This is a genomic window from Actinophytocola glycyrrhizae (assembly GCF_042653545.1).
In the GTDB taxonomy this organism is placed as follows: Bacteria; Actinomycetota; Actinomycetes; order Mycobacteriales; family Pseudonocardiaceae; genus Actinophytocola; species Actinophytocola glycyrrhizae.
This window is the reverse complement of the sequence record NZ_JBHSIS010000022.1, coordinates 627,564-652,911: the sequence shown is the minus strand read 5'-3', so window position 1 is coordinate 652,911 and position 25,348 is coordinate 627,564. Positions and strand designations below refer to the sequence as shown.

The 25,348-nt window shown below is 70.2% G+C and carries 27 protein-coding genes; 11 read left to right on the top strand and 16 right to left on the bottom strand.

Annotation, left to right across the window (positions count from 1 at the left end):
• Positions 1-60: 60 nt before the first annotated feature.
• Complete coding sequence (locus ACFPCV_RS34125; RefSeq protein WP_378061086.1) at positions 61-726, top strand: potassium channel family protein; 666 nt, start codon at positions 61-63, stop codon at positions 724-726.
• Positions 727-1,383, top strand: a complete 657-nt coding sequence (locus ACFPCV_RS34120) for a potassium channel family protein (RefSeq protein ID WP_378061085.1) — start codon at positions 727-729, stop codon at positions 1,381-1,383. It abuts the gene before it with no gap.
• A 636-nt stretch (positions 1,384-2,019) separates the two neighbouring features.
• On the opposite strand, the gene ACFPCV_RS34115 is transcribed toward ACFPCV_RS34120, so the two are convergent.
• On the bottom strand, positions 2,020-2,931 hold the full coding sequence (locus tag ACFPCV_RS34115) for an SDR family NAD(P)-dependent oxidoreductase (RefSeq protein ID WP_378061083.1): 912 nt from the start codon (positions 2,929-2,931) through the stop codon (positions 2,020-2,022).
• Positions 2,932-3,002: 71 nt separating this feature from the next.
• On the opposite strand from ACFPCV_RS34115, the gene ACFPCV_RS34110 reads away from it, so the two are divergent.
• The gene (locus tag ACFPCV_RS34110) at positions 3,003-3,632 is read left to right on the top strand and encodes a MerR family transcriptional regulator (RefSeq protein WP_378061081.1); all 630 of its coding nucleotides are present in this window, start codon (positions 3,003-3,005) and stop codon (positions 3,630-3,632) included.
• A 7-nt stretch (positions 3,633-3,639) separates the two neighbouring features.
• On the opposite strand, the gene ACFPCV_RS34105 is transcribed toward ACFPCV_RS34110, so the two are convergent.
• Both ACFPCV_RS34105 and ACFPCV_RS34100 read right to left on the bottom strand, forming a co-directional pair.
• A complete protein-coding gene (locus ACFPCV_RS34105; RefSeq protein WP_378061079.1) occupies positions 3,640-4,383 on the bottom strand; it encodes a DUF3159 domain-containing protein in 744 nt (247 codons plus the stop codon).
• Positions 4,380-4,754, bottom strand: a complete 375-nt coding sequence (locus tag ACFPCV_RS34100) for an OB-fold nucleic acid binding domain-containing protein (RefSeq protein WP_378061077.1) — start codon at positions 4,752-4,754, stop codon at positions 4,380-4,382. The genes ACFPCV_RS34105 and ACFPCV_RS34100 overlap by 4 nt, the downstream gene beginning before the upstream one ends.
• A gap of 95 nt (positions 4,755-4,849) precedes the next feature.
• Here ACFPCV_RS34100 and ACFPCV_RS34095 point away from each other — a divergent pair, with 95 nt between their 5' ends.
• Positions 4,850-5,569 (top strand): alpha/beta fold hydrolase, encoded by a 720-nt coding sequence (locus ACFPCV_RS34095; protein ID WP_378061076.1) that lies wholly within the window; start codon positions 4,850-4,852, stop codon positions 5,567-5,569.
• A gap of 115 nt (positions 5,570-5,684) precedes the next feature.
• Here the strand turns inward: ACFPCV_RS34095 and ACFPCV_RS34090 are convergent, their stop codons facing one another.
• Both ACFPCV_RS34090 and dut read right to left on the bottom strand, forming a co-directional pair.
• Positions 5,685-6,347 carry a DUF3710 domain-containing protein gene (locus ACFPCV_RS34090; protein ID WP_378061074.1) on the bottom strand — a complete coding sequence of 221 codons (663 nt, stop codon included), beginning with the start codon at positions 6,345-6,347 and terminating at the stop codon, positions 5,685-5,687.
• Between the two features lie 5 nt (positions 6,348-6,352).
• Positions 6,353-6,820 carry a dUTP diphosphatase gene (gene dut / locus ACFPCV_RS34085; protein WP_378061072.1) on the bottom strand — a complete coding sequence of 156 codons (468 nt, stop codon included), beginning with the start codon at positions 6,818-6,820 and terminating at the stop codon, positions 6,353-6,355.
• 24 nt (positions 6,821-6,844) lie between these two features.
• Between dut and ACFPCV_RS34080 the strand changes: the two genes are divergently transcribed.
• Positions 6,845-7,327: a DUF3093 domain-containing protein gene (locus ACFPCV_RS34080; protein WP_378061070.1), complete on the top strand. Its 483-nt coding sequence runs from the start codon at positions 6,845-6,847 to the stop codon at positions 7,325-7,327.
• Between the two features lie 69 nt (positions 7,328-7,396).
• On the opposite strand, the gene ACFPCV_RS34075 is transcribed toward ACFPCV_RS34080, so the two are convergent.
• Complete coding sequence (locus tag ACFPCV_RS34075) at positions 7,397-7,705, bottom strand: DUF4193 domain-containing protein (RefSeq protein ID WP_378061069.1); 309 nt, start codon at positions 7,703-7,705, stop codon at positions 7,397-7,399.
• A gap of 464 nt (positions 7,706-8,169) precedes the next feature.
• On the opposite strand from ACFPCV_RS34075, the gene cei reads away from it, so the two are divergent.
• Positions 8,170-8,850 carry an envelope integrity protein Cei gene (gene cei, locus ACFPCV_RS34070; RefSeq protein WP_378061068.1) on the top strand — a complete coding sequence of 227 codons (681 nt, stop codon included), beginning with the start codon at positions 8,170-8,172 and terminating at the stop codon, positions 8,848-8,850.
• A 168-nt stretch (positions 8,851-9,018) separates the two neighbouring features.
• Here the strand turns inward: cei and ACFPCV_RS34065 are convergent, their stop codons facing one another.
• Entirely contained in the window at positions 9,019-9,825 is an 807-nt protein-coding gene (locus ACFPCV_RS34065) for an inositol monophosphatase family protein (RefSeq protein ID WP_378061066.1), read from the bottom strand.
• 74 nt (positions 9,826-9,899) lie between these two features.
• Between ACFPCV_RS34065 and ppgK the strand changes: the two genes are divergently transcribed.
• Positions 9,900-10,661 (top strand): polyphosphate--glucose phosphotransferase, encoded by a 762-nt coding sequence (gene ppgK, locus ACFPCV_RS34060; protein ID WP_378061064.1) that lies wholly within the window; start codon positions 9,900-9,902, stop codon positions 10,659-10,661.
• Positions 10,662-10,876: 215 nt separating this feature from the next.
• A complete protein-coding gene (locus ACFPCV_RS34055; protein WP_378061062.1) occupies positions 10,877-12,247 on the top strand; it encodes an RNA polymerase sigma factor in 1,371 nt (456 codons plus the stop codon).
• A gap of 185 nt (positions 12,248-12,432) precedes the next feature.
• Here the strand turns inward: ACFPCV_RS34055 and ACFPCV_RS34050 are convergent, their stop codons facing one another.
• Positions 12,433-13,227, bottom strand: coding sequence for an EamA family transporter (locus ACFPCV_RS34050; protein WP_378061202.1), 795 nt, complete (start codon positions 13,225-13,227; stop codon positions 12,433-12,435).
• A gap of 270 nt (positions 13,228-13,497) precedes the next feature.
• Here ACFPCV_RS34050 and ACFPCV_RS34045 point away from each other — a divergent pair, with 270 nt between their 5' ends.
• Positions 13,498-13,689: a DUF7455 domain-containing protein gene (locus tag ACFPCV_RS34045; protein ID WP_378061060.1), complete on the top strand. Its 192-nt coding sequence runs from the start codon at positions 13,498-13,500 to the stop codon at positions 13,687-13,689.
• A 69-nt stretch (positions 13,690-13,758) separates the two neighbouring features.
• Here ACFPCV_RS34045 and ACFPCV_RS34040 read toward each other — a convergent pair whose 3' ends face one another.
• From ACFPCV_RS34040 to ACFPCV_RS34010, 7 genes are all read right to left on the bottom strand, one after another.
• Positions 13,759-14,976 carry an MFS transporter gene (locus ACFPCV_RS34040; protein WP_378061059.1) on the bottom strand — a complete coding sequence of 406 codons (1,218 nt, stop codon included), beginning with the start codon at positions 14,974-14,976 and terminating at the stop codon, positions 13,759-13,761.
• Between the two features lie 23 nt (positions 14,977-14,999).
• Positions 15,000-15,479 carry a MarR family winged helix-turn-helix transcriptional regulator gene (locus ACFPCV_RS34035; RefSeq protein WP_378061057.1) on the bottom strand — a complete coding sequence of 160 codons (480 nt, stop codon included), beginning with the start codon at positions 15,477-15,479 and terminating at the stop codon, positions 15,000-15,002.
• A gap of 33 nt (positions 15,480-15,512) precedes the next feature.
• Entirely contained in the window at positions 15,513-16,649 is a 1,137-nt protein-coding gene (locus ACFPCV_RS34030; protein WP_378061200.1) for an ROK family protein, read from the bottom strand.
• Between the two features lie 67 nt (positions 16,650-16,716).
• On the bottom strand, positions 16,717-18,150 hold the full coding sequence (locus ACFPCV_RS34025; protein WP_378061056.1) for a sugar ABC transporter permease: 1,434 nt from the start codon (positions 18,148-18,150) through the stop codon (positions 16,717-16,719).
• A 26-nt stretch (positions 18,151-18,176) separates the two neighbouring features.
• Complete coding sequence (locus ACFPCV_RS34020; protein WP_378061055.1) at positions 18,177-18,950, bottom strand: ATP-binding cassette domain-containing protein; 774 nt, start codon at positions 18,948-18,950, stop codon at positions 18,177-18,179.
• 70 nt (positions 18,951-19,020) lie between these two features.
• Complete coding sequence (locus ACFPCV_RS34015; RefSeq protein WP_378061054.1) at positions 19,021-20,148, bottom strand: sugar ABC transporter substrate-binding protein; 1,128 nt, start codon at positions 20,146-20,148, stop codon at positions 19,021-19,023.
• 454 nt (positions 20,149-20,602) lie between these two features.
• Positions 20,603-22,348, bottom strand: coding sequence for a DEAD/DEAH box helicase (locus tag ACFPCV_RS34010; protein WP_378061053.1), 1,746 nt, complete (start codon positions 22,346-22,348; stop codon positions 20,603-20,605).
• A 195-nt stretch (positions 22,349-22,543) separates the two neighbouring features.
• Here ACFPCV_RS34010 and ACFPCV_RS34005 point away from each other — a divergent pair, with 195 nt between their 5' ends.
• Positions 22,544-23,590, top strand: a complete 1,047-nt coding sequence (locus tag ACFPCV_RS34005; protein ID WP_378061051.1) for a YihY/virulence factor BrkB family protein — start codon at positions 22,544-22,546, stop codon at positions 23,588-23,590.
• Positions 23,591-24,216: 626 nt separating this feature from the next.
• Here ACFPCV_RS34005 and ACFPCV_RS34000 read toward each other — a convergent pair.
• Positions 24,217-24,453 (bottom strand): DUF3039 domain-containing protein, encoded by a 237-nt coding sequence (locus ACFPCV_RS34000; protein WP_378061049.1) that lies wholly within the window; start codon positions 24,451-24,453, stop codon positions 24,217-24,219.
• Between the two features lie 91 nt (positions 24,454-24,544).
• Here ACFPCV_RS34000 and ACFPCV_RS33995 point away from each other — a divergent pair, with 91 nt between their 5' ends.
• Positions 24,545-25,345 carry a sporulation protein gene (locus tag ACFPCV_RS33995; protein WP_378061048.1) on the top strand — a complete coding sequence of 267 codons (801 nt, stop codon included), beginning with the start codon at positions 24,545-24,547 and terminating at the stop codon, positions 25,343-25,345.
• Positions 25,346-25,348: the final 3 nt, after the last annotated feature.

Genomic DNA, 25,348 nt, shown 5'->3' with positions numbered 1-25,348 from the left:
CGGAGCCACCGGTAGGTTCTTGCTGACACACCCGAGGAGCTCACCCGAGGAGGCCGGCTCGTGCACGTGGTGATCATGGGCTGCGGGCGCGTCGGCTCGTCGCTCGCCGCCGCGGTGGAGCGGCTCGGCCACACGGTCGCCGTGGTCGACAAGGACGAGCACGCGTTCCGCAGGCTCGGCATCGACTTCCACGGCAGGCAGATCGTCGGCGGCGGCTTCGACCGGCGGGTGCTGATCGAGGCGGGCATCGAGCGAGCGGGCGCGTTCGCCGCGGTGTCCAGTGGCGACAACTCGAACATCATCTCCGCGCGGGTCGCGCGGGAGACGTTCGGCGTCGAGCACGTCGTCGCCCGCATCTACGACGCGAAGCGCGCCGAGGTGTACGAGCGGCTGGGCATCCCGACCGTCGCGACGGTGCCCTGGACGACCGACCGGCTGATGCGGACGCTGTTGCCGGACGGCGTCGCGTCGGCGTGGCGCGACCCGACCGGCAAGGTCGCGATCGTGCAGCTGCCGTTCGACGAGGGCTGGGTCGGCCACACGGTCGCCGAGCTGGAGGCGGCCACCGGCGCGCGGGTGTCGTTCGTCATGCGGTTCGGCACCGGGGTGCTGCCCACCCCGAAAACCGTCGTGCAGCACGACGACCAGGTCTACGTCGCGGCACTGTCCGGCACGGTCAGCGACGTCACGAGCGCCGCGGCGCAGCCGCCTGAGGAGGCCAGCTAGATGAGGGTCGCGATCGCGGGGGCGGGGGCGGTGGGCCGCTCCATCGCCGCGGAACTGCTGGCCGCCACGCACCAGGTGATGCTCATCGAGCGGCTGGAGAGCCAGTACGAGCCACACACCGTCGAGCAGGCCGAGTGGGTGCTCGCCGACGCGTGCGAGCTGTCGTCCCTCGAGGACGCCGGCCTGCAGCTGTGCGACGTGGTCATCGCCGCGACCGGCGACGACAAGGTCAACCTGGTGGTGTCGCTGCTCGCGAAGACGGTGTTCGCGGTGCGGCGCGTCGTCGCGCGGGTGAACGACCCGACCAACGAGTGGCTGTTCACCGAGGCGTGGGGCGTGGACGTCGCGGTGTCGACGCCGCGCATGCTGGCCGCGATGGTCGAGGAGGCCGTTTCCGTGGGCGACCTCGTGCAGCTGCTGACGCTCCGGCAGGGCCAGGCCAACCTGGTCGAGCTGACCCTGCCGGAGGACACCCCGCTCGCCGGGCGTCCCGTACGCGACATCAAGCTGCCCCGCGACGCGGCGCTGGTGGTCGTCCTGCGTGGCGGCCGCGTGATCGTCCCGCAGCCGGACGACCCGCTGGAGCCCGGCGACGAGCTGCTGTTCGTGGCGTCGGCGAACGTGGAGGACGAAATCCGCCGCGCCCTGGGCTACTAGATGATTGGTTCCGTGAAGTCGGTGTGAGTGGGCGGTCGGTCGTCGTGTGCTGGTCGCGTCGTTTCGGCCCGGGTGTGCTGGCTGCGGTTGGTGTTGTGGGTTGTCCTCGCCGGACGGGCAGGTCTCCGGGGTGGCGGAGGGGCTGTTCGGCGGCGGTTGGGTTCGGGTCTGCCTGCCATCCCGTCGACCTCCCAGGGGCTATCACACCGCGCCAAGGGGGGCCTTTCCGCGTGTTGTGATTCGGGTGTTTGGCCCCCCTTGACACGGTGTGATCAGGCTTCGCCAGGTCGACGTGATGGCAGGGAGCCCCTTTCGGGGTGGGCTTACGCCACCGTCAGGGTTGCGCAGGCAGAGGCCCCGCTTCGCGGGCCCGGGGCGCGCAGCGCCCGGGCTGGTGCCGTGTAAGGCGCGTGGACGGCGCGAAAATGCCCTGAAAGGCGCGTTCAGGGCGCTGGGCGCCCTGAACGGCCCATTGACGGCACTCGTTGTGCTGTGAGCACGCCTTTCACGGCATCGGCCCAGATGACGCGGTGGTTGGTGGCTCAATGCCGTCACGTTCCCCTGAGGCAACCGCTGGTCAGGCCAAGACCTTGCGCGAAGATCCACAACACGCCCCTGGACCGGGTTGGGGCCGGATCAGGCTGGTGGTTCGAAGCCTGGCGGGAAGACCATCGGGCGGCCCGCGCTCATGCCGCCGTCCACCAGGATCTCCGTGCCCGTCAGGTAGCTGAACTCCGGCGTCGACAGCGACACCACGGTCGACGCGATCTCCTTCGCCTCCGCCATCCTCGGCAGCCCGTACACGTTCAGCGGGCCCCACGCCTCCTTGAACCGCGCCCACACGTCGTCGGGGATGCCGTCCGGGCGGACCAGGCGCGTGTCGGTGGTGCCCGGGTCGACGGCGAGCACCCGGATGCCCTTCGCGCCGTAGTCCAGCGCGGCGGTCCGCACGATGCCGTGCACGGCCCGCTTGCTCGCCGAGTACGCCGCGTGGCCGGGTCGGGTGTGGCCCGCCTGCGACGACGCGGTGCACACGATCACGCCGCCCGCCCGCAGGTGCGGCACCTCGTACTTGATCGAGAGGAACACGCCGCGCGCGTTGGTGAGGTGGACGTCGTCCCACTCCTCGACCGTGGTGTCGTGCAGCGGCTTGCCCAGGTGGATGCCCGCGTTGTTGAACGCGACGTCCAGCCCGCCGTACCTGCCCGCCACCCCGTCCACGAACGACTTGACCTGTGCGGGCACCCGCACGTCGGCGGGCACGTAGGTCGCCTCGCCGCCCGCGCGGCGGATCTCGCGCTCGACCTGCCTGCCCAACTCCGCGCGGCGTCCGCAGAACCCGACCTTCGCCCCCTCGGCCGCGAACGCCAGTGCCGCCTCCCTGCCGATGCCCGAGGTGGCGCCGGTGATCACCACGACCTTGCCAGCGAACCGGCCCCTCCCCCGGCCGGCGGTGGCCGCGCCCGCGACGCCCGGCGCGGCCACCGCGGCGAGTCCCGCGGCCGCCACGCCGCCGAGAACCGCGCGCCTGCTGGGTCCTTCACTCATAATCACTCCCAGATTGGATAGTGCCGGTTGCTGCTTTTGGATACTTGCACTATCCAACTGAGAGGAGTCTCATGCGGATCGGCGAACTGAGCAGGCGCACCGGTGTCCCGGTGCCGACGATCAAGTACTACCTGCGCGAGGGCCTCGTCCCGCACGGGATGCGGACCAGCCCGAACCAGGCCAGGTACGACGAGTCCCACGTGCACCGGGTCCGGCTGGTCCGCGCGCTGACCGAGGTCGGCGGCCTGTCGATCGCCGAGGTGCGCGACGTGCTGACGCTGATGCACGAGCCGGGCCGCGGCCCGCTGGAGTCCATCGGCAAGGTCCATTTCGCCCTGCAGGCGACCAGGCAGCCGCACACCGGCGAACCGAGCGAGGCGTCGGTCGCACGCACTGACGAGCTGATCGAGCGGCGTGGCTGGCACGCACGGCCGACGAACCCGGCACGGGCCGCGGTCGCGGGCGTGCTCGACTACTTCACCCGGCTCGGCAGGCCGGACGTACTCGGCCTGCTCGACACCTACGCGGACGCCGCGGAACGGCTGGCCGACGCCGAACTGGCCACGTTCACCGGCCAGGACGTCGACCGCATGGCCGAGTACGTGGTCATGGTGACGGTGCTCGGCAGCGCACTGCTCAACGGGCTGCGCGGCCTGGCACAGGAGTCGTCGGCCACCACGAGGATGGCGCCGCCGGAGTGACCGGGCCTCAGGCGCCTTCCGGCTTCTGCCCGCCGGAGTACTTGGCGCGCAGCCGTTCCTCGATCTCGCGTTCCTCGGCCGCCACGTCCGCCTCGATCTTCTTCACGCGGTGCCCGGCGCGCGTCACCGCCCACACGGTCACCACAAGCGCCACCGCGGTGAGCGGGTAGCCCATCGCGAGGCGGGCGAACGCCAGCCAGCCGGTCTGGTCCTCGTCGTACAGCCAGCGCTGCACGATGAACCGGGCGGAGAACACCAGCACCCACGTCAGCGTCGCCACGTTGTAGGCGAGCATCGCCTTGCGGTCCGACCGCCACGCCATGCCGTGCCCGTTCAGGAACGACCAGATCACGCCGACGAGCGGGTACCGAACGAGGATGGAGACGAGGAAGACGCTGCCGTACACGAGGCTCGCCCAGATGCCGAACAGGAAGAAGCCCTTGGCCGAGCCGGTGCGGTAGGCGATGAACGCGGCGATGCCGACGCCGAAGAAACCGGAGATCGCGGGCTGCAGCGGCTCCTTGCGCACGACGCGGAGCACGGTGATGGCGGCGGCGGCGCCGAGGGCGCCCCAGATCGCCACCGTCAACCCGAACAGCGAGTTGAGCAGCACGAAGACGAGGACGGGGACCGACGAGTAGATCAGGCCGCTGATCCCGCCCATCTGCTCGAGGAGCGTCTGCTCTTTCTCCTTCTCCTCGGCGGCGTCGGGGGTGGTGTCGGGGGCGCTGGTCTTGCCGGGTTCTGTCATGTAGCCGTCTGCAACTCGTAGTAGGGGTTGTAGAGCACCTTGTGGCCGTCCCGCATGGCGATGCGGCCCTGTGCCTTGATCGTCCGGCCCGGCTCGATGCCCGGGATCCGGCGGCGACCGAGCCAGACTAGTGTCACGCCCTCGGTTCCGTCGAACAGCTCCGCCTCTAGTGTCGCCACCGCGTCCTTCGGGCTCAGCTCCACGCTGCGGACCCGGCCGCAGACCGTGACCTGCTCACCGGACCGGCAGTCGGCGGCCCTGCGGGCCCCGGCCGCCTCGGCGTTCTCCGAGAGGTCGTCGGCGTCGAGCTCCTCGACGTCGCTCGTCAGCCGTTTGACCAAGCGGCGAAAGGGGCCCTTTTCGGTGCCCATGTGACGCTCCAGTGTTCGCAGGGGCCGGCCCCGACTCCGGCCCGGTCGAAACCAGCGTAACCACCCGATGCGGGCACTGGTGCAGGATCTGGCCCGTGAATGTTGCGGAACCGGGATCTGCCGATGTCGCCGTGCTCCTGCCGGGAACCGGGTCGGACGACACCTTCGTCCGGTCCGTGTTCGAGGCGCCGTTCGCCGCGGTGTGCGTCCGCGCGGTCACTCCGGCGCCCGTGCCAGGGCCTTTGCTGGCGGAGGCGTCTTTCGCGGCCCTCGACGAGGCCGCCGAACGACACCCCGTCATCGCGGGCGGGGTGTCGTTCGGCGCCCACCTGGCGGCGGAGTGGGCACTGGCGAACCCGGACCGGTGTGCGGGGCTTGTGCTCGCCCTGCCCGGCTGGCACGGCGACCCCGGCGACGCCCCGGGCGCGGTGTCGGCCCGGGTGTCGGCGGACCTGGTGCGGTCACGTGGCGTCGAGGGCGCGCTCGCCGTTGCCACCGACGGCGTGCCGAGGTGGCTGGCGGACGAGCTGACCCGGTCATGGCGCGGCCACGGCGACGGCCTGGCCGGCTCGCTGTCCGCCGCGGCCGACCGGCAGGCACCGACCCTGGCCGCCCTGTCCCGGCTGGACGTGCCGACGGGCATCGCGACGTGCACCGACGACCCCGTCCACCCCACGACGGTCGCGGAGGAGTGGCTGAAGGCACTGCCGAGGGCGACCATGTGCACGACCCGGCTCGACATCGTGGGCACCGACCCGGAGGCGCTGGGACGCGCGGCCGTCCTCGCCTGGCTACGCGCGGGCGGCCTGACCTAGTGCCCCGCGCCGTGAAGGCGCGTCGGCCCGGCATGGCCGGTGCCGGGAAGGGCCATCCAGGGCGTCGCGGATGCCGTCCCGCGCCGACGGGGACCCATGCGGTAGGAGGGGTGGACTAACCCTGCTGGGCTTCGATGTGCTGCGCGATCGACGGCGGCAGCTCGATCGGCAGCGGCGTGCGCACCGGCATCGGCTGTATGCCGCGCACCACGACCGTGCCGCGCACCAGGTCGTGCAGCGCGTGCGTGCTCTGGTCCGCCAGGTCCGGCGGGCCCGCGACCACACCGCGCAGCATCCACCTCGGCCCGTCGACGCCGACGAACCGCAGCGACACCTCACCGAGCGCGGCGACCAGCTCCTGGCCCCACTCCCCGGCCACGCTGCGGACCTTCGCGCCGTCGGTGCGCAGCTGCTCGGCCAGCTCCCCGCACACCTCGCGCCACAGGCCACCCGACTTGGGCGCCGCGTAGGCGTTCACGGTCAGCTGCCCGACCGGTGTGACCACGTGCACCGCACGCACCGCCCGGTTCTGGTCCATCTCGACCTGCAGCTGCGCGCCGTCGGGCACCGGAAGGCGGACAGAGCCGAGGTCGAGGCGGTTCAGGCCGTCGTCCGGCGCTTCGCTCTCGTCGTGGGGTCCCGCGTACTCGAACAGGTCGCCCTCGAACTCGGGCGCGAGGTCGTCACCCTCGTCCTGCTCGTCGTGCTCGTCGTACCCGTCCTCGTAGTCGGCCTCGACGGCTTCCTCGCGACGCCGACGTCGTCCGAACAGTCCCACCGCTTTCAGCCCTCCACCGGGGTCAGCACCGCATGTCCGCCGGTCGAACCGTAGCCGCCGGCACCGCGCTCGGAGTCACCGACATCGGCCACCTCACGGAACACCGCGTGCTCGACGCGCTGCACCACCAGCTGGGCGATCCGGTCCCCCCTGCTCAGCTCGACCGGCTCCCGCAGGTCGTGGTTGATCAGGCAGATCCTGATCTCGCCTCGGTAGCCCGAGTCGATCGTGCCCGGCGTGTTCACCACGCTCAGCCCGACCCGGGCGGCGAGCCCGGAACGCGGGTGGACGAACGCGGCGTAACCCGTCGGCAGCGCGATCGCGACACCGGTGCCGACGGTCACGCGCTCACCGGGCTCGATCACCACGTCTTCCGTGGTGACCAGGTCCGCGCCCGCGTCGCCCGGCTTCGCGTACGACGGCACGGGAACACCGGGATCGAGACGGGTGAGCAGGACCTCCACGCTGGGCACGAGCGGCGAGACTACCCTGGTCTCGTGACCGACTCACCACGCGGTGCGGCCGAGAAAGCCCCGACCACCACACCGCTGCACGCCGAGCGGCTCCACGTCACCTGGTACTCGTGGCTGCTGCCGATGGCGGCCGCCGGCCTGATGGCGGCGACCGTGCACCTCGGCTACCCGGGCCTGCGCTCGTGGCTGCCGTACGTGCTGCTGCTGCCGCTCACCGCGGTGCTGATCTGGCGTGCGGGCCGGGCACCGGTCCGCGTACAGGACGGTGAGCTCTTCGTCGGCGACGCCCACCTGCCGCTCGAGTTCGTCGGCGAGGTCGAGACGTTCGGGGCGAACGAGAAGCGCAAGGTGCTCGGCCCTCACCTGGACCCGCGCGCGTTCGTGCTGCACCGCGGGTGGGTGCGGCCGGTGGTCCGGGTACAGGTCACCGACCCGGCGGACCCGACGCCCTACTGGGTGTTCTCGACCCGCCACCCGGAGAAGGTCGCTTCTTTGTTGCGCGGATAGGAGCCCGCCACCGCCGCCGGTGACAGGCCCTTCCGTTGTTCGGTTTTCCCCCGCCGTACCTACCGCCGCTCAGGCGCAGTCGCGACAGATCGGCTGACCGTTCATCTCCTCGGCCAGCCTGCTGCGGTGATGCACCAGGAAGCACTTGGAGCAGGTGAACTCGTCGGCCTGCTTCGGCACGACTCGTACGGTCAGGTCTTCGCCGGACAGGCCGGACAGGTCCGCACCGGGCAGCTCGAAGCTCTCCGCGGTTTCCGACTCGTCCACATCGACGACGCCGGACTGGTTCTCGTTTCGACGTGCCTTGAGCTCCTCGAGCGAGTCCTCCGCGAGATCGTCGGCCTCGTTGCGGCGTGGCGCATCGTAATCGGTGGCCATCTTCGTGCACCCCCACTTCAGGATGTGTTCGCGCGCTGGTCAACGTTCAGGCGCCCCAGTTTGTGCCCGCCAGTTGAAGTGACGGAGGTCTCGCACGTCGCGCCGTGTTCAGGGTCCACCCACGGGACCTGTCGGAATCGATTCGCATTTCATGGTCGACGACTGAGGCGGGCAGAGGGTAGCCCATACCCAGGGACCTATCCAGCAGGTCACCCGTTCGGGTGTGTCTTGCATGTCTGCTGAAGTCCCGGGCAACCTTTCGTCACGGTATGCGTCTGTGTGAACGCGACGTGCGGTCGCGCACCCCGAAGGGCTCGATCCAGACACGATACGTCGGCAAGGGGGGCCCTCAAGCCGCCGAACGGAGCTGAAACGCCTAGGCTGATCAGCAGCGAACAACGGGGTGGGGACCTACGAAGTTCGGCTAACCGAGGAGGGCGGGGACAGTGGCGGCGGGGAACGTCATGCGAGCACCGGGCCAGCGTTATCGGAAGCGCCGGCCGTTGCCCGCCTTCTTGCTGATCCTGGTACTCGGGGTCGCGGCGACAGTCGTGTGGCTCAAGGTCATGAACGAGGACAACGAGGTCACCGGTGCCCAGCACTGCCCGCCGCCGCCACCGGCCAAGGCGGCCGCGTCGGGCGCCAAGCCCGCGCCGACGCTCGGCAAACCGCTGGAGCCCGAGGCGCTGGACCGCACCGAGCCCGCCGCGCCGTCGTCTGCCCTGGTGCGGGTCGTGAACGCGAGCGGGCAGCGCGGCCAGGCCCGCCTGGTGACCGAGACGCTGCGCGGCCTCGGCTTCACCCAGGTCGCCGAGCCGGCCAACGACGTCCTGTACGGCGAGAAGATGCCCTGCCGCGCCCAGATCCGCTTCGGCGCGCAGGGCACGGCGGCGGCACGCACGCTCAGCCTGGTCGAACCGTGCGCGGAACTGATCCGCGACGAACGCCAGGACGCGACCGTGGACGTGGCGCTCGGCGAGAACTTCGACGACCTGGAGCCGAACCGCCCGGCCCGCACCCTGCTGGAGCAGCTGAACGACTTCGCGAAGCAGAACCCGCCGACGCAGGGCGGCCTGCAGGCCGACGCACCACAGCCGAAACTGGACGCGACGTTCCTGGCAGCAGCCCGCAACGTGAAGTGCTAGCTGCCCGATCCCGTGAAGATCATGTGAAGTGAGCCCGGCGGGCACCGACCTCCGCAGGGCGGCCCGGCGCCCTGAAAGGCGCGTTCAGGGCGCGTAGCGCCGCGAAAGGCGCGTTCAGGGCAGTGAGTTGTGTCGTGTGCAGCGGCGGGGAGGCTGACCTGCGGCCGGTCAGGGCAGCCGTTCGGTCAGGCCCACGTCCGCGAGCGCGTCCCGTAGCTCCGCCGCGATGCCGGGGGTCACGCAGAACGTCATGTCCGGGCCCACCGCGTCCGCCGCGTCCGGCAGGCGGACCACCGCGCCCGCCTCCTCGGCGACCAGCGCGCCGCCGGCCCAGTCCCAGCGGGACAGGCCGTGCTCGAAGTAGCCGTCCACCCATCCGGCGGCGACGGCGCACAGGTCCAGTGACGCCGCGCCACCGCGCCGGATGTCGCGGACCTTCGGCAGCAGCCGCGCCACCCCGGCCGCCTGCCGCTCGCGGCGCTCCACGCGGTACGCGAAACCGGTCGCCACCAGCGACAGGTCGAGCTTCGTCGCGTCCGACACGCGCAGCGCCTCGCCGTCGCACCACGAGCCGCCACCGCGCACGGCCGTCCACTCACGGCCCGACACCGGTTCCACCACCGCGGCGACGACCGACACCCCGTCGACCTGCGCGGCCAGCGACACCGCGTACCAGGGGTGGCCGTACAGGTAGTTGACCGTGCCGTCGATCGGGTCGACCACCCAGCACACCTGGCCGGGCGTCGCGTCCGCCCCGCCGGTCTCCTCGCCGAACACCGGCTCACCCGGCCGCAGCTGCGACAGCCGCGTTCTGACCAGCTCTTCCACGGCAAGGTCCGCCGCGGTCACGACGTCGGTCTTCGACGACTTCGTGCCCACGTCGGTGATGGCGGAGGGACGGGACCGCCGCGCCAGTTCCGCGGCCTCCCGAGCTACCGATACGGCAACGGCGAGCAGTTCATCCGAGGCACCCACGAGACCTATCGGACCACATCCGGCTAACCTCCGGGGAAAGCGGTACTGAATCGAGTACGAAGGGACCCGCGGGGATGGCTGCAACCCTCGGCTTCGGCGTGGACATCGGCGGTTCGGGCATCAAGGGAGGCGTGGTCGATCTCGACGCTGGCAAGCTCGTCGGGGAGCGGCTGCGGATCCCCACCCCGGACCCGTCCAAGCCGGACGCCGTCGCCGATGTCGTCAAGCACATCGTCGACGAGTTCGCCTGGACCGGCCCGGTCGGCGTGACCCTCCCCGCGGTGATCAAGGACGGTGTCGCGCAGACCGCCGCGAACATCGACAAGTCCTGGCTCGGCACCGACGCGCAGAGCCTGTTCGCCGAGCGGCTGGGACGCGAGCACGACGACGTCGTGGTGCTGAACGACGCGGACGCGGCCGGCGTCGCCGAGATCTCCTACGGCTGGCCGGACGACCAGAAGGGCGTCGTGGTGCTGCTGACCTTCGGCACCGGCATCGGCAGCGCGCTGTTCCGCGACGGCAGGCTCGTCCCCAACACCGAGTTCGGCCACCTCGAGGTCGACGGCCACGACGCGGAGACCCGCGCGGCCGCGTCGGTGAAGGAGGAGAACGACCTGTCGTGGGCCGAGTGGGCCCCCCGGGTCGCGCGGTACATCCGCAGCCTCGAGAACCTCATCTGGCCGGACCTGATCATCGCGGGTGGCGGCGTCAGCAAGAAGGCCGACAAGTGGCTGCCGCTGCTCGACGTGCGGACCAAGGTCGTCGCCGCCGAACTGCGCAACGACGCGGGCATCGTGGGCGCCGCGCGGGCGGTCATGGTCGGCGACCACGGCTAGCCGATCCAGGGCTGGATCCACGGACGAACGACCCGCTCCACCAGGACGGGGCACCGGAACGAACACCGCGTCGCGGGTGCGCACCCGCGACGCGGTGTTCGTCGTTACAATGGAACAGTGCCCGTGGCCGAGGCCCCCGGGCTTTCCCCGAACTCCGGCAGGTCAGGCATCCCAGATGTCTGGCGTTGCCCGTGATGAGCAGCGAAAGGGCGTACGTGGCAGCCGCACGAACCGCAACCCGACGCTCCACCGCTTCGGCGGGCGCGGCCAAGTCGGCCAACGCCCAGCCGGACAACGACGAGTCGACCGAGAAGCCGAGCTTGAAGACCGCGACCAAGAAGACGGCGGGCGCCGCCAAGCCGCGCGCCCCCCGCAAGACGGCGACCAAGTCCGCCGGCCCCAAGAAGACCAAGGCCGACGCGACCAAGAAGGGCGCCTCCCCCGCTGACGGCGAGCCCGGTGACGGCGAGGAGCCCGACCTCGACTCCCCCGACCTGGAGGACCTCGAGGACGTCGAGATCGAGACCGACGTGGTGGACGCGGCGGTCGCGGACGACGTCGAGGAGAAGGAACCGGCCAAGGACACCAAGGACGGCGACTTCGTCTGGGACGAGGAGGAGTCGGAGGCGCTGCGGCAGGCCCGCAAGGACGCCGAGCTCACCGCGTCCGCGGACTCCGTCCGTGCCTACCTGAAGCAGATCGGCAAGGTGGCGCTGCTCAACGCCGAGGAGGAGGTCGAGCTCGCCAAGCGGATCGAGGCCGGCCTCTACGCGGCGGAGCGGGTGCGCAAGGCCGAGGAGGAGTCCTCGGAGAAGCTCGCCCCGCAGATGCGCCGCGACCTGCGCTGGATCGTCCGCGACGGTGAGCGCGCCAAGAACCACCTGCTTGAGGCGAACCTCCGCCTCGTGGTGTCGCTGGCCAAGCGCTACACCGGTCGCGGCATGGCGTTCCTGGACTTGATCCAGGAGGGCAACCTGGGCCTGATCCGTGCGGTCGAGAAGTTCGACTACACGAAGGGCTACAAGTTCTCCACCTACGCCACGTGGTGGATCCGGCAGGCGATCACCCGCGCCATGGCCGACCAGGCGCGCACCATCCGCATCCCGGTGCACATGGTCGAGGTGATCAACAAGCTCGGTCGTATACAGCGTGAGCTCCTCCAGGATCTGGGTCGAGAGCCAACGCCAGAAGAGCTTGCCAAGGAAATGGACATCACCCCGGAGAAGGTGCTGGAGATCCAGCAGTACGCCCGGGAGCCCATTTCGCTGGACCAGACCATCGGTGACGAGGGCGACAGCCAGCTCGGTGACTTCATCGAGGACTCCGAGGCGGTCGTCGCGGTCGACGCGGTGTCGTTCACGCTCCTGCAGGACCAGCTGCAGTCGGTGCTGGCGACGCTGTCCGAGCGGGAGGCGGGTGTGGTGCGGCTGCGCTTCGGCCTCACCGACGGCCAGCCCCGCACGCTCGACGAGATCGGCCAGGTCTACGGCGTGACGCGGGAACGCATCCGCCAGATCGAGTCGAAGACCATGTCGAAGCTGCGCCACCCGTCGCGTTCGCAGGTGCTGCGCGACTACCTCGAGTGAGATAGACCCTTGGGAACATCCCCGCCGCCCGGCTCCGGGCGGCGGGGATTTCTGTGTGCGGGTGAGGCCCCCGCTTGGCTTGCTGTGCGGGCCCGGCTGCCCCGGGCCGGGCCGCACCCCGCCCGGCTTTGGTGCCGCGAAGGGTGCGCCGACTCGCAGATGGCTCGCACTGGGGTTGAGCGGCGCTAGAGCGGTTCTGCTCTCGGCGCACGGTCCCGGGTCCGCATCGTGAGACCCAGAACCACCGCGAGGATCCCCAGAGCCTCCGGGAGGGTCGGCACCTGCCGGAGCACGAGTAACCCGATTGCCGTCGCGGTCACCGGGAGTAGCGCCAGGAGTAGTGCGAACGAGGTATGCCCCATGCGCCGCAGCACGACCTGGTCGAGCACGTACGGGACCACTGTGGACAGCACGCCGACGCCGATGCCGAGCACCAGCAGACGTGGTGAGTTCCACACCGGACCGGTGCCGATGGCCAAAGGGGACAAAAGCACCGTCGCGACCGCAAAACCGACAGCGAGACCGTCCACGCCGAGCCCGAGAGACGCGACACGCTTGCCGAGAACGATGTATCCGGCCCAGAGCACCGCTGCGCTGAGAGCGAACACGACACCGAGCGTGCTGTCTGCCCACCGGACGTCCGCGATCAGCACCACGCCGGACACCACCAGCGACAACGCGCCGAAGTCGCGCACGGAGCGTGACCCGACCACGGCGACGAGAACCGGCCCGACGAACTCAAGAGCGACCGCCGTGCCGAGCGGCAACCGGTGGAGCGCCTCGTAGAAAGCGACGTTCATGACGGCGGTGACCACCCCGAACAACGCCGCGAGCCAGAAGGCTTTCCCACGCCAGACGGCACGTCCCGGCCGTAGCCACGCCAGGAGGACAACCGCTGCGCCGAGTTGTCGCAGCCACGCGACACTCGCCGGATCGACCACGTCGAACAGCCAGACGGCAACCGCCGCGCCGAAGTACATCGACACGCCGCCGATCACGAAGAGTAACGACGCTGGGATGCGGTCAGCGCCTAGCACACGGCCGGCCGACCTCACCAGAGATTCCTGCGATGCGGGAGGCCGGATACGACAACCGGGTTAAATCGTGTGTCGAGTGATCTCTCATTCGATGCGGGAACACTGACGGGGAGGAAAACGTCTGGAAGAGTAGAGGCAGCGACACCGCGCCAGCAGTGGTCGCAGCCGAACACGGCACCGGAACTCCGGTGCCGGGACGGAGGGAGATTAGCCATGAACACGACGCTCACCCGCCCCGATCTGACAGCTGCTGACCGCTGCGACCGCTGCGGAGCCGCGGCACAGGTACGGGCCATCCTTCCCTCCGGCGGCGAGCTCCTCTTCTGCGGCCACCACGCGCGCAAGCACCAGGAGCGCCTGAAGGAGCTGGAAGCCGACCTGCAGCAGGGGCAGCAGCCCACCTGATCGACGGCACCACCCACAACCGAACAGCGACTTGGCCGAGGCGGGATCCGAACACGGGTCCCGCCTCGGCTATACGCGGAAGCGGCGCAAGCCCGGCGTGACCGCGCCGATCAGCATGACGAGCGCCACACAGGCCAGCCCGCCGCTGACGAGCGCGACAGTTCCGGTGGTCGCAGCGGCCACCAGCCCGCCACGCAGGTTGCCGACCTGGGGCCCGCCCTGACCGACGATCTGCTCCGCCGCGCTCACCCGCCCCAGCATCGCGTTCGGTGTGCTGAGCTGGATGATCGTGCTCCGCGCGACGACCGACATCGTGTCGGCGGCGCCCGCGACCACGAGACACGCCAGCCCGAGCCACGGGTCCGGCGCGAGCGCGAACGCGGTCAGCGCCGCACCCCACGCGGTCGCGCCGACCAGCATCACCACGCCCTGCCGGGCCCGCCGGGTGAACACGCCCGACAGCACCGACGCGACCACCCCGCCGACGGCCATCGCGGACAGGAACAGCCCGAGCGTGCGCGGGTCGTTGCCGAACCGCTCCGCGTTGATCAGCGGGAACAGGCTGATCGGCATGGACAGCACGGTCGCGGCCAGATCGGTCAGCAGCGCGGCACGCACCATCGGCGCGCGGACCAGGAACGCGAGCCCGTCCAGCACGCCACGCACCCCCGGCCTGCCACCCGACGAGGTCGTCGCGGGCAGCCCGACCGCGCCCCACAGGGCGACGCAGAAGGTCACCGCGTCCACGGCGTAGCACGCGCCGACACCCCACGCGCCCAGGATCAGCCCGCCGACCGCGGGCCCGGTCAGCATCGCGCCCTGGAACCCGATGCGGGTCAGCGCGAGGCCCGCGGCCAGCTGCTCCGGTGCGAGCAGAAGCGGAAGGAACGTCCGCGCCGCGGGTGCCCCGGTCGCGCTGAAGCAACCCTGGAGCGCCACGATCCCGAGCAGCCAGAGCACCGGCAGGTCGAGGAAGAACGCCTGCACGGCGAGGAGGACGGCACAGAACGCCTGCCCGCTCATGGCGATCAGGTACAGCCGCCGCCGGTCGTGCCGGTCCACGAGCGAGCCGGCGAACAGGCCGAACACCATCAGCGGCAGCGCCTGCGCCATGCCGACCGCGCCGGTCCAGACCGCGCTGCCGGTGGCTTCCCACACCTGGAACAGCACCGCGATGAGCGTCATCTGGCTGCCGAACCCGGACGCCGTCTGCCCGAACCACAGCCGCCGGTAGACCGGGACCGTGCGCAGGGGGCCGAGGTCGACGAACGCGTGCCTCAGAGCCATGTCAAGGCCCCGTCACCGCCACGTCACCGCTGCCACGCCGGATCCTGTGCGAGCCGCGCCGCGATCCGGTCGTGGAAACTCCTGCGGGCCAGCGCCGCCTCCATGTCGCGGACGACCTGGCTGAGCGGGTAGGGCAGCTCCGCCTCCAGCTCGGCGGACGCCGCCTCCGTCGCCCGCCACTCCGCGGCCAGCTCGTCCACCATCGCGCTCGCGGCCGGGGTCAGGGACACCCGCTTGCTCCGCGCGTCCGGCCCGCGGGTGACCTCGACCAGACCGGCCGCCTTCATGGCCGCCACCTTCTGGCTGAGCGCGGAATGGGTCCGTTCCACGGACTCGGCCAGCTCCCGGATGGTCATGGGGCCGCGGAAGTGCAGCCGCAGCAGCTCCATGACATAGGTCGGCTTGATGTCGGTTCCGGCGTACAGGCGGGCGATGTCGTCGTCCATGCGTGCGAGCAGCAGCCGCAGGGGGTGCCAGAGGCCCTGCTCGGTGGGATCCGTCACCCACCGAATGTAACAGCACTTATATAAGTACTGTCATACCGCGTCGAGCACCGGTTCGAAGGCCAGCTCCGCCGCGCCGAGCAACGTCGAGTCGGCCCCCAGGATCGACACCTCGATCCGCGTGCCGCCCACCGCCCTGCTCACGAGGCTGCGGCGCCGGACCTCCTGTGCCACATCGGAGATCAGTGTCCCGGGCAATGCCGTGAACAGGTCGCCCAGCACCACGAGCTCCGGGCCGAGCACGTTCACCACGTTGACCAGCCCGACGGTCAGCCACTCGGTGAACTCCGCCAGCCGCTCCCTGACCTGCGTCGGCGAGGTGGCCAGCGACCGCAGCTCGGCCACGACCGCCCCGCGCGGCGCGCCCTCGCGCAGCCCCAGCGCCCGGCACAGCGCGGGCTCGCCGACCTCGGTCTCCCAGCAACCCTTGCTGCCGCAGTAACACGGCCGCCCCGCCGGGTTGACCATCATGTGGCCGAGCTCGCCGACGTACCCCGCGGTGCCGCGCAGCGCCGACCCGTCGGAGATCACGCCACCGCCGACCCCGACGTCCGCCGACACGTACACCGCGTCCGACGATCCCCGTGCCGCGCCACGCAGGTGCTCGGCCAGCGCGCCGAGCTCCGCGTCGTTGCCGACCACGACCGGCATGTCGAACACCGAGGCCAGCCGCTCACCGAGCGGCACGTCGGTCCAGTGCAGGTTCGGCGCCTCGTGGACCAGTCCGTCGGACCGGCGGACCACGCCGGGCACCGACACCCCGCCCGCCACCATCGTCACGCCGATGTCCGCGGCGAGCACGACGGCCGAGTCGACCACGTGCGTGACCACTTCCTCCGGCTCACGGGTCCGCACCCGCAGGTTCCAGCTGTTGCGGCCGAGGATCTCGCCACCGAGCCCGACCAGCGCGATCGCCACCTGGTCGACCCGCACGTCCACCGCGAGCACCACGGCGGCGTGCGGCTGCGGGAGCACGAGGAGCGACGGGCGCCCCGCGCCACTGCGCTGGCGGGGCACCCGTTCCTCGACGACACCGGACTCGGCGAGCCCGTCCACGAGCGCCTTGATCGTGCTGCGGTTGAGCCCGAGCTCGGCCGCGAGCGACGCCCTCGTGCACGGGCCGCCGACGTGGAGCCTTCTCAACAGGACAGTGCGGTTGTGCCTGCGCACCTCGTCGGGCCGGGCGCCAAGGGGCGTGCCCGTTGGTGTGCTGGTCAAACCCCTCGCTCCTGTCCAGTCACCGTGATGCTACGGCAGCCCTCCGGCGGGACAGCGCGTCGACCGAGGCCGCCAGCAGCAGCACCAGTCCGGTGATGATGTTGACCACCGCGGCGGGCTGGGCGAGCAGCCCGAGGCCGTTGTTCACGGTCGCGAGCACCAGACCACCGATCACGGCGTGGGCCACCTTGCCCCGGCCACCGAACAGCGAGGTGCCACCGATGACCGCGGCGCCGACCGCGAACAGCAGCGTGTTCAGGCCACCGGCCTGTGGGTCGACCGAGCCCGCCTTGGACGAGTACACGATCGCACCGATCGCCGCCGCGGCGGAGGAAACCACGAAGACGCTGGCACGGATCTTGCTCACGTTGATACCGGCGCGCCGCGCGGCCTCCGCGTTTCCGCCGACGGCGTAGATGTGCCTGCCGTAGCGGGTGCGGTTCAGCACATAGGTCCCGATGACCAGCAGCGCGAGGATGATCGGCACCACGTACGGGACACCCTGGATGGTCACCAGGTCCGGGTTGGGCGAACGGTTCAGCGTGAACAGGAACGTCACGATGACCGCGATGCCGCCGACGACCGCGACCCGGCCCACCATGATCGGCGTCGGCTTGGTCACCAGTCCCCTGCGCAGCCGGGTGAAGTGCTCGCCGAGCACCACGACGGCGTAGCCGCCGCCCGCGATCAGGCACAGCAGCCAGCTGCCCAGCACCGACAGGTTGCCGTTGGCCACGTTGAACAGCACCTGCGAGGTGCGGATGCCGAACACGCCACCCTGGCCGATGAACTGCAGGATCACGCCCTGCCAGGTGATGAACAGTGCCAGCGTCACCACGAACGACGGCATGCCGATCTTGGAGACCATGAAGCCGGTGATACAGCCGATCGCCGCGCCAACGCAGACCGCCAGCAGCATCTCGAGCCACGCGTTCGGCGGGACACCCAGCAGCGCCATGGTGAACGCCACGAGGCTGAACACCGCGCCTGCCCAGATCCGCATGAGGATCGCGAGCAGGGCGGCCGCCACCATGCCGAGTTCGAACACCCAGAACACGGTCGTGCCCATGCCGCCGAGCAGGTTGCCTGCCTCGACGTAGTGCATGGCCATCACCGAGGCGCACACCCCGGACGCGGTGCCCGCTGACAGGTCGATCTCGCCGAGCAGCAGGACGAAGACCAGGCCCATGGCGATGATGATCTGACCGCCACCCTGCGCGATCAGGTTCGCCATGTTGTTCAGCGTCATGAAGTTCTCGGACAGGGCCCAGAAGATGATCACCAGGGTGGCGAGGCCGAGGAGCGCGGGCATCGAACCCAGCTCGCCGCCGCGCAGCCTGGCGAAGTAGTCCCTGATCGCCTCGCCGGTGGACTGTGAGGTGGTGTCGATGCCGAAGTCGGAGATCGCGTTGCCGGAGGGCGGCGTCTCCGCCTTGGCGGGGGATTCGGTCATGAGAGAGGGTCCTCGGGTGAGAAGCGCTACAGGGTGAGTTGCTCTGGGCGGGCGAGGCCGAGATCGCCGGAGCGGCCCGCGGTGATCAGCTCGACCACCTGGCTGTGCGTGGTCTCCTTGACCGGCAGGTCGGCGACGAGGCGGCCGAGGTAGAGCGTCGAGATCCGGTCGGCGACCTCGAAGACGTCGGCCATGTTGTGGCTGATCAGCACGACCCCGAGCCCCTGCTCCGCGAGTCGGCGGACCAGGTCGAGGACCTGGCGGGTCTGCGCGACACCCAGCGCGGCGGTCGGCTCGTCGAGCAGCACGACCTTCGAGTCCCACAGCACCGCCTTGGCGATGGCGACGGTCTGCCGCTGCCCACCGGAGAGCGCCGCGACGGGGGTGCGAACCGACTTCACCGTGCGCACGGACAGCGAGGCGAGCGTCTCGCGCGCGGCCTTCTCCATGCTCGACTCGTCCATCAGCCACTGGGAGCCGCGCTCCCTGCCGAGGAACATGTTCTGCACGACGTCGAGGTTGTCGGCGAGTGCGAGGTCCTGGTAGACGACCTCGATGCCGAGGTCGGCGGCTTCCTTCGGGCTGTGGATCGTGACCGGCTTGCCGCGGAAGCGGACCTCGCCGGAGTCGAACGGGTGGATGCCGGCCACGCACTTGATCAGCGTGGACTTGCCGGCGCCGTTGTCGCCGACCAGCGCGGTGACCTCGCCGGCCCGCACCGTGAAGTCGACGTCGTGCAGGACGTGCACGGGGCCGAAGCTCTTGTTGAGCCCGATCAGCTCGAGAAGGGGTTCACTCATTGGGTTCCTCCTGCTCGGGCCGGCCGCACCCCAGTGGCGGGGTACGGCCGGCCCGGGCTGAACTCTGGGATCAGGAGATTCCGACCTCGGCACAGACGGCCTGCAGGTCGCCGGTGCACACCTCTTCGGCCGTGACGTAGCCCTCGTCGATGACGCGCTTGACCTCGGCCTTGGTGATCATGAACGGCTCGAGCAGGACGGACTTGACCTTGCGCTTGCCGGTCGGGTCGTCGCTCTCGTCGGTCGCGATCTCGTCCGCGGCGGCCTTGTCGCCCTTGGCGAGCGCGGCGGCCAGCTTGGCGGTGGCCTCCGCCTCTTCCTTGATCGGCTTGAAGACGGTCATGTACTGGTCACCGGCGAGGATGGCCTTGAGGCCGTCCGCGGTGGCGTCCTGGCCGGTCACGGGGACCTTGCCGTTCAGCTTGTACTTCTTCAGCACGGTGATCACCGCGCCGGCGAGGCCGTCGTTCGCGGCGACCACGCCGTCGACCTTGCTGCCGTTGGCGGTGAAGATCTGCTCGAAGGTCGTGCCGCCCTTCTGGTTGTCCCAGTTGTCGATCGGCTGGGACTGGACCAGGTCGAACTTGCCCGAGTCGTACAGCGGCTTGAGCACGTTCTGCTGGCCGTTGTAGAACAGCGTCGCGTTGTTGTCCGTCGGCGCGCCCTCGATCTCGATGATCTTGGCGCCGTCCGGGGCGTCCTTGAGCGCGTCGGCCATGCCCTGGCCCTGCAGCTCGCCGACCTTCACGTTGTCGAACGACACGTAGTAGTCGGAGCTGCCGCCGAGGTTCAGGCGGTCGTAGTCGATGGTGGGGATGCCCTGGGCGTTGGCCTTCTGCGCGACCGTGCCGCCGAGCTCGCTGTTGATCGACGCGATGATCAGGACCTTCACGCCGTCGTTGATCATGCCGTCCGCCAGCGTGCTGAACTTCTGCACGTCGCCCTGGGCGTTCTCGATGTGGGGGTCGAGCCCTTCTGCCCGCAGCGCCGCCTCGAGCATGGGCTTGTCGAAGCCCTCCCAACGCGCGGAGGACGCGGTCTCGGGCAGGATGACGCCGACCGGGACACCTTCGCCCGTCGACGGGCTGCCGGAATCCTGGTCGTCGCTCTGCGGTGACTCCTGGTTGGCACCACACGCCGACACGGCAAGGGTCAGACCCAGCCCCGCGGCGAGGAGAGCAAGCCTTTTACTGCGCATTCAACGGTCCCTTCACGGTCGGTCTGGTGGCGTCACGCCAACCCCAGCCGAAATGTTGCGGTGCACAACATATGCCTGCGAGGCTTTGTGAGGGAAGCCACGAACGGCCCTCACAAGACACAGTTTGGCAACGAACCGGCAATCCAGCGGTCATCGACCCGGAGATCGGCGCAGGCATGCGCACCGGGCACGAAGCGTAGCCGCGCGTGCCCGCGTGCGCGAGAGGACCGTGCCTCCACGAAAGCGATTCACCGGATCGTGGCAGGTACCGGGAAGCCGGTAACCAGCAGGGATGTGCCGCGGCGCCAGCCGACCCGGGCGGCGGGGCACCGATGACACCATCGGGAACACGATTACCGAAAGTTGCGAAACTCCCCACGGGCTTGCCTGCCCTGAACGACGCTTTCGGGACGTCGAGCGTCCCCGAAGCGTCGTTCAGGGCAGTGGCGCGGGGCTACCAGGAGCGCAGGGTTGCGATCCGCTCCTCGAGCTGCTCCACGGTCGCCATCGCCGTCGGCGGGCCGGCACACACGCGGCGCAGCTCGCTGTGGATCATGCCGTGGGGCTTGCCGGTGCGGTGGTGGTACATCGCGACGAGCGTGTTCAACTCCTTGCGCAACCCGGTCAGCCGCTCGGCCACCGACTGTGACCGCGCCTGCGGCGCCGCGGCAGGCGCGGCGTCCGCCGCCTGCCTCGACCGGTCCTCCACCTGCTTGGCCTGGCGCTGCCGCAGCAGCGCCCGCACCTGCTCCGGCTCCAGCAACCCCGGCAGGCCCAGGTACTCCTGCTCCTCGTCCGACCCCGCGAACGCGGCGGTGCCGAACGAGCTGCCGTCGTAGATCACCTGGTCCAGCTCGGCGGACGCCGACAACGAGGTGAACGCCTTCTCCTCCTCGCCGGGCTCGTCCTTCTGCCGGTTGGCGTCCGCGAGCAGCTCGTCGTCCCAGCCGTCCTTCTCCCGGTGCGGCTTGCCGAGGATGTGGTCGCGCTGCGCCTCGAGCTGGCTCGCCAGCTCCAGCAGCACCGGCACGCTCGGCAGGAACACGCTCGCGGTCTCCCCCGGCCGCCGCGCACGCACGAACCGGCCGACGGCCTGCGCGAAGAACAGCGGGGTGGACGCGCTCGTCGCGTACACACCGACCGCCAGCCTCGGCACGTCGACGCCTTCGGAGACCATCCGCACCGCGACCAGCCAGCGGTCGTCGGACTCGGAGAACTCGGCGATCCTGCTGGACGCCTTCGGGTCGTCGGAGAGCACCACGACCGGCTCCCTGCCGGTCAGGTTGGTGATGATCTTCGCGTACGCCTTCGCCGAGATGTGGTCCGAGGCGATCACCAGACCGCCTGCGTCCGGCACGCTCTGCCGCAGCTGCGCGAGCCGCAGGTCGGCGGCCTGCAGCACGGCGGGGATCCACTCGCCCTCCGGGTCGAGCGCGGTCCGCCACGCCCGCGCGGTCTGCTCGCCCGTCATCGGCTCGCCGAGCCGCGCGGTGAACTCCTCGCCCGCGCTGGTCCGCCAGCTCGCCTCACCCGAGTACGCCAGGAAGATCACCGGCCGGACCACGCCGTCGGCCAGCGCGTCGGCGTACCCGTAGGTGTGGTCCGCCTTGCTGCGCATGAACCCGCCCGCGTCCGGTTCGTAGGTCACGAACGGGATCGGCGAGTCGTCACTGCGGAACGGGGTACCGGTCAACGCCACCCTGCGCACCGCGGGCGTGAACGCCTCCCGGATGCCGTCACCCCACGACTTGGCGTCGCCGCCGTGGTGGATCTCGTCGAGGATGACCAGTGTCTTGCGCTGCTCGGTGCGCACCCTGTGCAGCATCGGGTGCGCCGCGACCTGCGCGTACGTGACCGCGACCCCCTGGTAGTCGCTCGCGGTGGCACCCGCCGAGTTCCGGAAGTTCGGGTCGATCGAGATACCGGCGGCCGCCGCCGCGGCGGCCCACTGGTACTTGAGGTGCTCGGTCGGCGTCACGATCGTGATCCGCTCGACCACCCGGTCCGCGAGCAGCTCGGCCGCCAGGCGCAGCCCGAACACCGTCTTGCCCGCACCCGGCGTCGCCACCGCCAGGAAGTCCTGCGGCTTCGTCGTGAGGTACCTGGTGATCGCCCGCCGCTGCCACGCGCGCAGCGGTCGGGAGCCCCCCGCCCGGACCGCCTGCTCCGCCGCCTCTTCTGTCCCCTGCACCGATGTCATTCGTCCGGCAGCTCCTCCCCTGGACGCACTCCTGGCACAACGAAGCCCTCAGCGGGCGACGTTGAGGGCCCGTTGACTCTACCTCCGGCCCGTCGGCGCGTCGCGGCGCGACTCGGTGTCCGACGCGACACGCAGGTCACGATCTCGGGGAGTGTCGCGCCAACCGACAGACGATGGACCATGCTTGACCCTGAGATGAGTCCCCAGCCACAGCACCCAGCGCACGACGCGACGCAGGAGACCGACGTCCTGCCACGTCGCGGACCGCTGCGGCTGCTGAAGCGGACATGGGCCAAGGCCTGGGGTGGCAACCTGTTCTCCGAGGCGGCCGAGGCCGCGTTCTGGCAGGTGCTTTCGCTGCCGCCACTGCTGCTCGGGTTGCTCGGCAGCCTCGGTTACGTCGCGCAGTGGTTCGGCCAGGACGTGATCGACTCGGTCCAGGACTCGATCATCAAGTGGTCCCACACCGCGTTCAGCGACAACGTCGTCGACGACATCATCCAGCCGACGGTCGACGACATACTGCGCCACGGGCGCGGCGAGATCCTCACCTTCGGTTTCCTGCTGTCGCTGTGGGCGGGCTCGTCGGCCATGTCGTCGTTCGTCGACGCGATCACCGTCGCCCACGACCAGTACGGCGTGCGCAACGAGGTGTGGCAGCGGATCTTCGCGCTGCTGCTGTACCTGGCCGCGCTCGTGCTGCTGGTGATCGGGCTGCCGATCCTCGCGCTCGGGCCCGACCTGCTGCCGAAGCTCTTCCCGGTCGCGTGGCGGGGCGAGATCTCGTTCTGGGTCGACACGTTCTACTACCCCGCCCTGGGCATCATGCTCGTACTGGCACTCGCGACGCTCTACAAGCTCGCGTTGCCCAGGAAGCTGCCGTGGCACCGCGGGCTGCCCGGCGCGATGCTCGCGATGGTCGTGTTCCTGCTGTCCAGCATCGGGTTGCGGCTCTACATCTCGTGGATCACCACCACCGGCTACACGTACGGGGCCCTGGCGACGCCGATCGCGTTCCTGTTGTTCGCGTTCTTCATCGGGCTCGCCATCGTCATCGGGGCCTACTTCAACGCGGCCATCCAGGAGATGTGGCCCGCCAGGATGACCCGGCGCCAGCGACGACGGTGGCGCCGCCTGGAGATGACCAGGGTGGCGGCCGCCGAGCCCACGAGTGAGCCCGCGAGTGAGCCCAAGCGTCCGAACGGGCAGGTGGAGGCGCACGAGCCTGCTCGGGAGGGGTGACTCTCGGGGCTGTTGTGCCGCTGGGTCTGCTTGCTCTGGGCGCGCGTTCCATGCCCGGGGTACTTGCTGCTGTGCTCGTTGTCCCACTTGGGTCTTTGGGTGTTTCTCGAGTGTTGGTGTTCGGTGGTGGCGGCGGATTGTACGGGCGGGGCCCGCTGCGCGGGGCTTTGCCCGCTACGCGGGCTTTCGCCCCTGCGGGCGCTGCGCGTTCGCGCGCAGCGCGGCCCGCGTAGCGGGGCCGGTCCTTGATCAACGGAACATTTGGGACATCGGCGGTGCCGTGAATGGGCCATTCAGGGCGCTGGGCGCCGTGAATGTGCCATTGAGGGCATGTCGTGTGCCGTGCACGCGCCTTTCGCGGCGTGCCCGCTTCGCGGGCAGTGAGCTGCGGGCCGAGGGGTGATCAACGGCGCGATCGGAACACCGGCCATGCCCTGAGAGCGCCTTTCGGGACACGCCGCGGGCCTGAACACGGCGCTCGGCACCCCTCAGGAGGGACTCGCGACGAGGGCAAGGCCACTCGGCAGGTGGGTGGCCGCGACTTGTCCACAGGCCGTCGTGCTCGGGGCCTGGACTGTCGGTGCGCTCTGGGAGAATGGTTACCGGGGGCCGGAGGCCACCCCACCTCAGTCGTCGCCGCCTGAGGGGAGGTTGTTGAAGATCTTCTGGCATTCCGGGCAGACCGGGGAACCCGGCTTGGGTGAGCGGGTCACGGGGAAGACCTCGCCGCACAGGGCCACCACCATGGAGCCGGTCACCGCGCTCTCGGCGATCTTGTCCTTGCGGACGTAGTGGAACATCTTCGGCGTGTCGTCACCCGTCGTGTCCTGGGTGTCGACTTCTGGCAACGTCTGCGTACTCACGATGCAATGATGCCCGACCGCCCCCGTGACTCGCTCCGCAAGCTCCGTGAAATGGCGCCGCGCCCGCTCACCTGCTGGCAGGATGCGGCGCATGTTCCAGAAGGTGATGGCCAGCTTCGGCCAGGGCGGCGCGACGGTCGACGCCCGCATCCTCGACCCGCACGTGCGGCCCGGTGGCACGTTGCACGGCGAGGTCATCCTCGTCGGCGGGCAGATCGACCAGGAGGTCGACTCACTGGCGGTGACCCTCCTGGCCAGGGTCGAGCAGGGCGCGGAAGGCGAGACCGCCGACCTGCCCTTCCAGAACGTGCAGCTCGCGGGCCGGGAGCTGGTGCGGGCGGGCACGCAGATCAAGGTGCCGTTCGAGATGCAGATGCCGTGGGAGACTCCGGTCACCACGGTGTTCGGCAAGTACCTCACCGGGATGGCGGTCGGGCTGCAGACGAACCTGAACCTGGCCCGCACCGTGGTCGACCCGCAGGACGTCGACGCGATCCCGATCGAGCCGCTGCCCGCGCAGCACCGGATCCTCGACGCGATGACGCGGATCGGGTTCACGTTCCGGGACGCGAACCTCGTGAAGAACCGGGTCGACGGGGTGGACCAGCAGCTGCCGTTCTTCCAGGAGATCAACTTCGCGCCGTCGCCCGCGTTCGCGAACGTGTTCGACGCACTCGCCATCTCCTTCCTGGCCCGGCCGAGGGACGTGCAGGTGGTGCTGGACGTGCGGAAGCGGGTCCGTGTCCTCAAGGGCGGCGGGCTCGGTGGGCGGGCACAGTCGCGGCTCGGGTCGTTCGTCGTCGAGTACGCGGCGATGGGGCGCACCAACTGGGAACAGCAGATCGAGGGCTGGCTGCGTGAGGTGGCCAAGCCCAGGGCGATCTTCGACTGACCT

Bases quoted from the DNA above. Each gene is read 5' to 3' on its own strand.
- ACFPCV_RS34120 (WP_378061085.1), top strand. From the start codon at position 727: ATGAGGGTCGCGATCGCGGGGGCGGGGGCGGTGGGCCGCTCCATCGCC.
- ACFPCV_RS34115 (WP_378061083.1), bottom strand. From the start codon at position 2,931: ATGAGTGAAGGACCCAGCAGGCGCGCGGTTCTCGGCGGCGTGGCGGCC.
- ACFPCV_RS34110 (WP_378061081.1), top strand. From the start codon at position 3,003: ATGCGGATCGGCGAACTGAGCAGGCGCACCGGTGTCCCGGTGCCGACG.
- ACFPCV_RS34105 (WP_378061079.1), bottom strand. From the start codon at position 4,383: ATGACAGAACCCGGCAAGACCAGCGCCCCCGACACCACCCCCGACGCC.
- ACFPCV_RS34100 (WP_378061077.1), bottom strand. From the start codon at position 4,754: ATGGGCACCGAAAAGGGCCCCTTTCGCCGCTTGGTCAAACGGCTGACG.
- ACFPCV_RS34075 (WP_378061069.1), bottom strand. From the start codon at position 7,705: ATGGCCACCGATTACGATGCGCCACGCCGCAACGAGGCCGACGATCTC.
- cei (WP_378061068.1), top strand. From the start codon at position 8,170: ATGCGAGCACCGGGCCAGCGTTATCGGAAGCGCCGGCCGTTGCCCGCC.
- ppgK (WP_378061064.1), top strand. From the start codon at position 9,900: ATGGCTGCAACCCTCGGCTTCGGCGTGGACATCGGCGGTTCGGGCATC.
- ACFPCV_RS34050 (WP_378061202.1), bottom strand. From the start codon at position 13,227: ATGTACTTCGGCGCGGCGGTTGCCGTCTGGCTGTTCGACGTGGTCGAT.
- ACFPCV_RS34045 (WP_378061060.1), top strand. From the start codon at position 13,498: ATGAACACGACGCTCACCCGCCCCGATCTGACAGCTGCTGACCGCTGC.
- ACFPCV_RS34040 (WP_378061059.1), bottom strand. From the start codon at position 14,976: ATGGCTCTGAGGCACGCGTTCGTCGACCTCGGCCCCCTGCGCACGGTC.
- ACFPCV_RS34025 (WP_378061056.1), bottom strand. From the start codon at position 18,150: ATGACCGAATCCCCCGCCAAGGCGGAGACGCCGCCCTCCGGCAACGCG.
- ACFPCV_RS34020 (WP_378061055.1), bottom strand. From the start codon at position 18,950: ATGAGTGAACCCCTTCTCGAGCTGATCGGGCTCAACAAGAGCTTCGGC.
- ACFPCV_RS34015 (WP_378061054.1), bottom strand. From the start codon at position 20,148: ATGCGCAGTAAAAGGCTTGCTCTCCTCGCCGCGGGGCTGGGTCTGACC.
- ACFPCV_RS34010 (WP_378061053.1), bottom strand. From the start codon at position 22,348: ATGACATCGGTGCAGGGGACAGAAGAGGCGGCGGAGCAGGCGGTCCGG.
- ACFPCV_RS34005 (WP_378061051.1), top strand. From the start codon at position 22,544: ATGAGTCCCCAGCCACAGCACCCAGCGCACGACGCGACGCAGGAGACC.
- ACFPCV_RS33995 (WP_378061048.1), top strand. From the start codon at position 24,545: ATGTTCCAGAAGGTGATGGCCAGCTTCGGCCAGGGCGGCGCGACGGTC.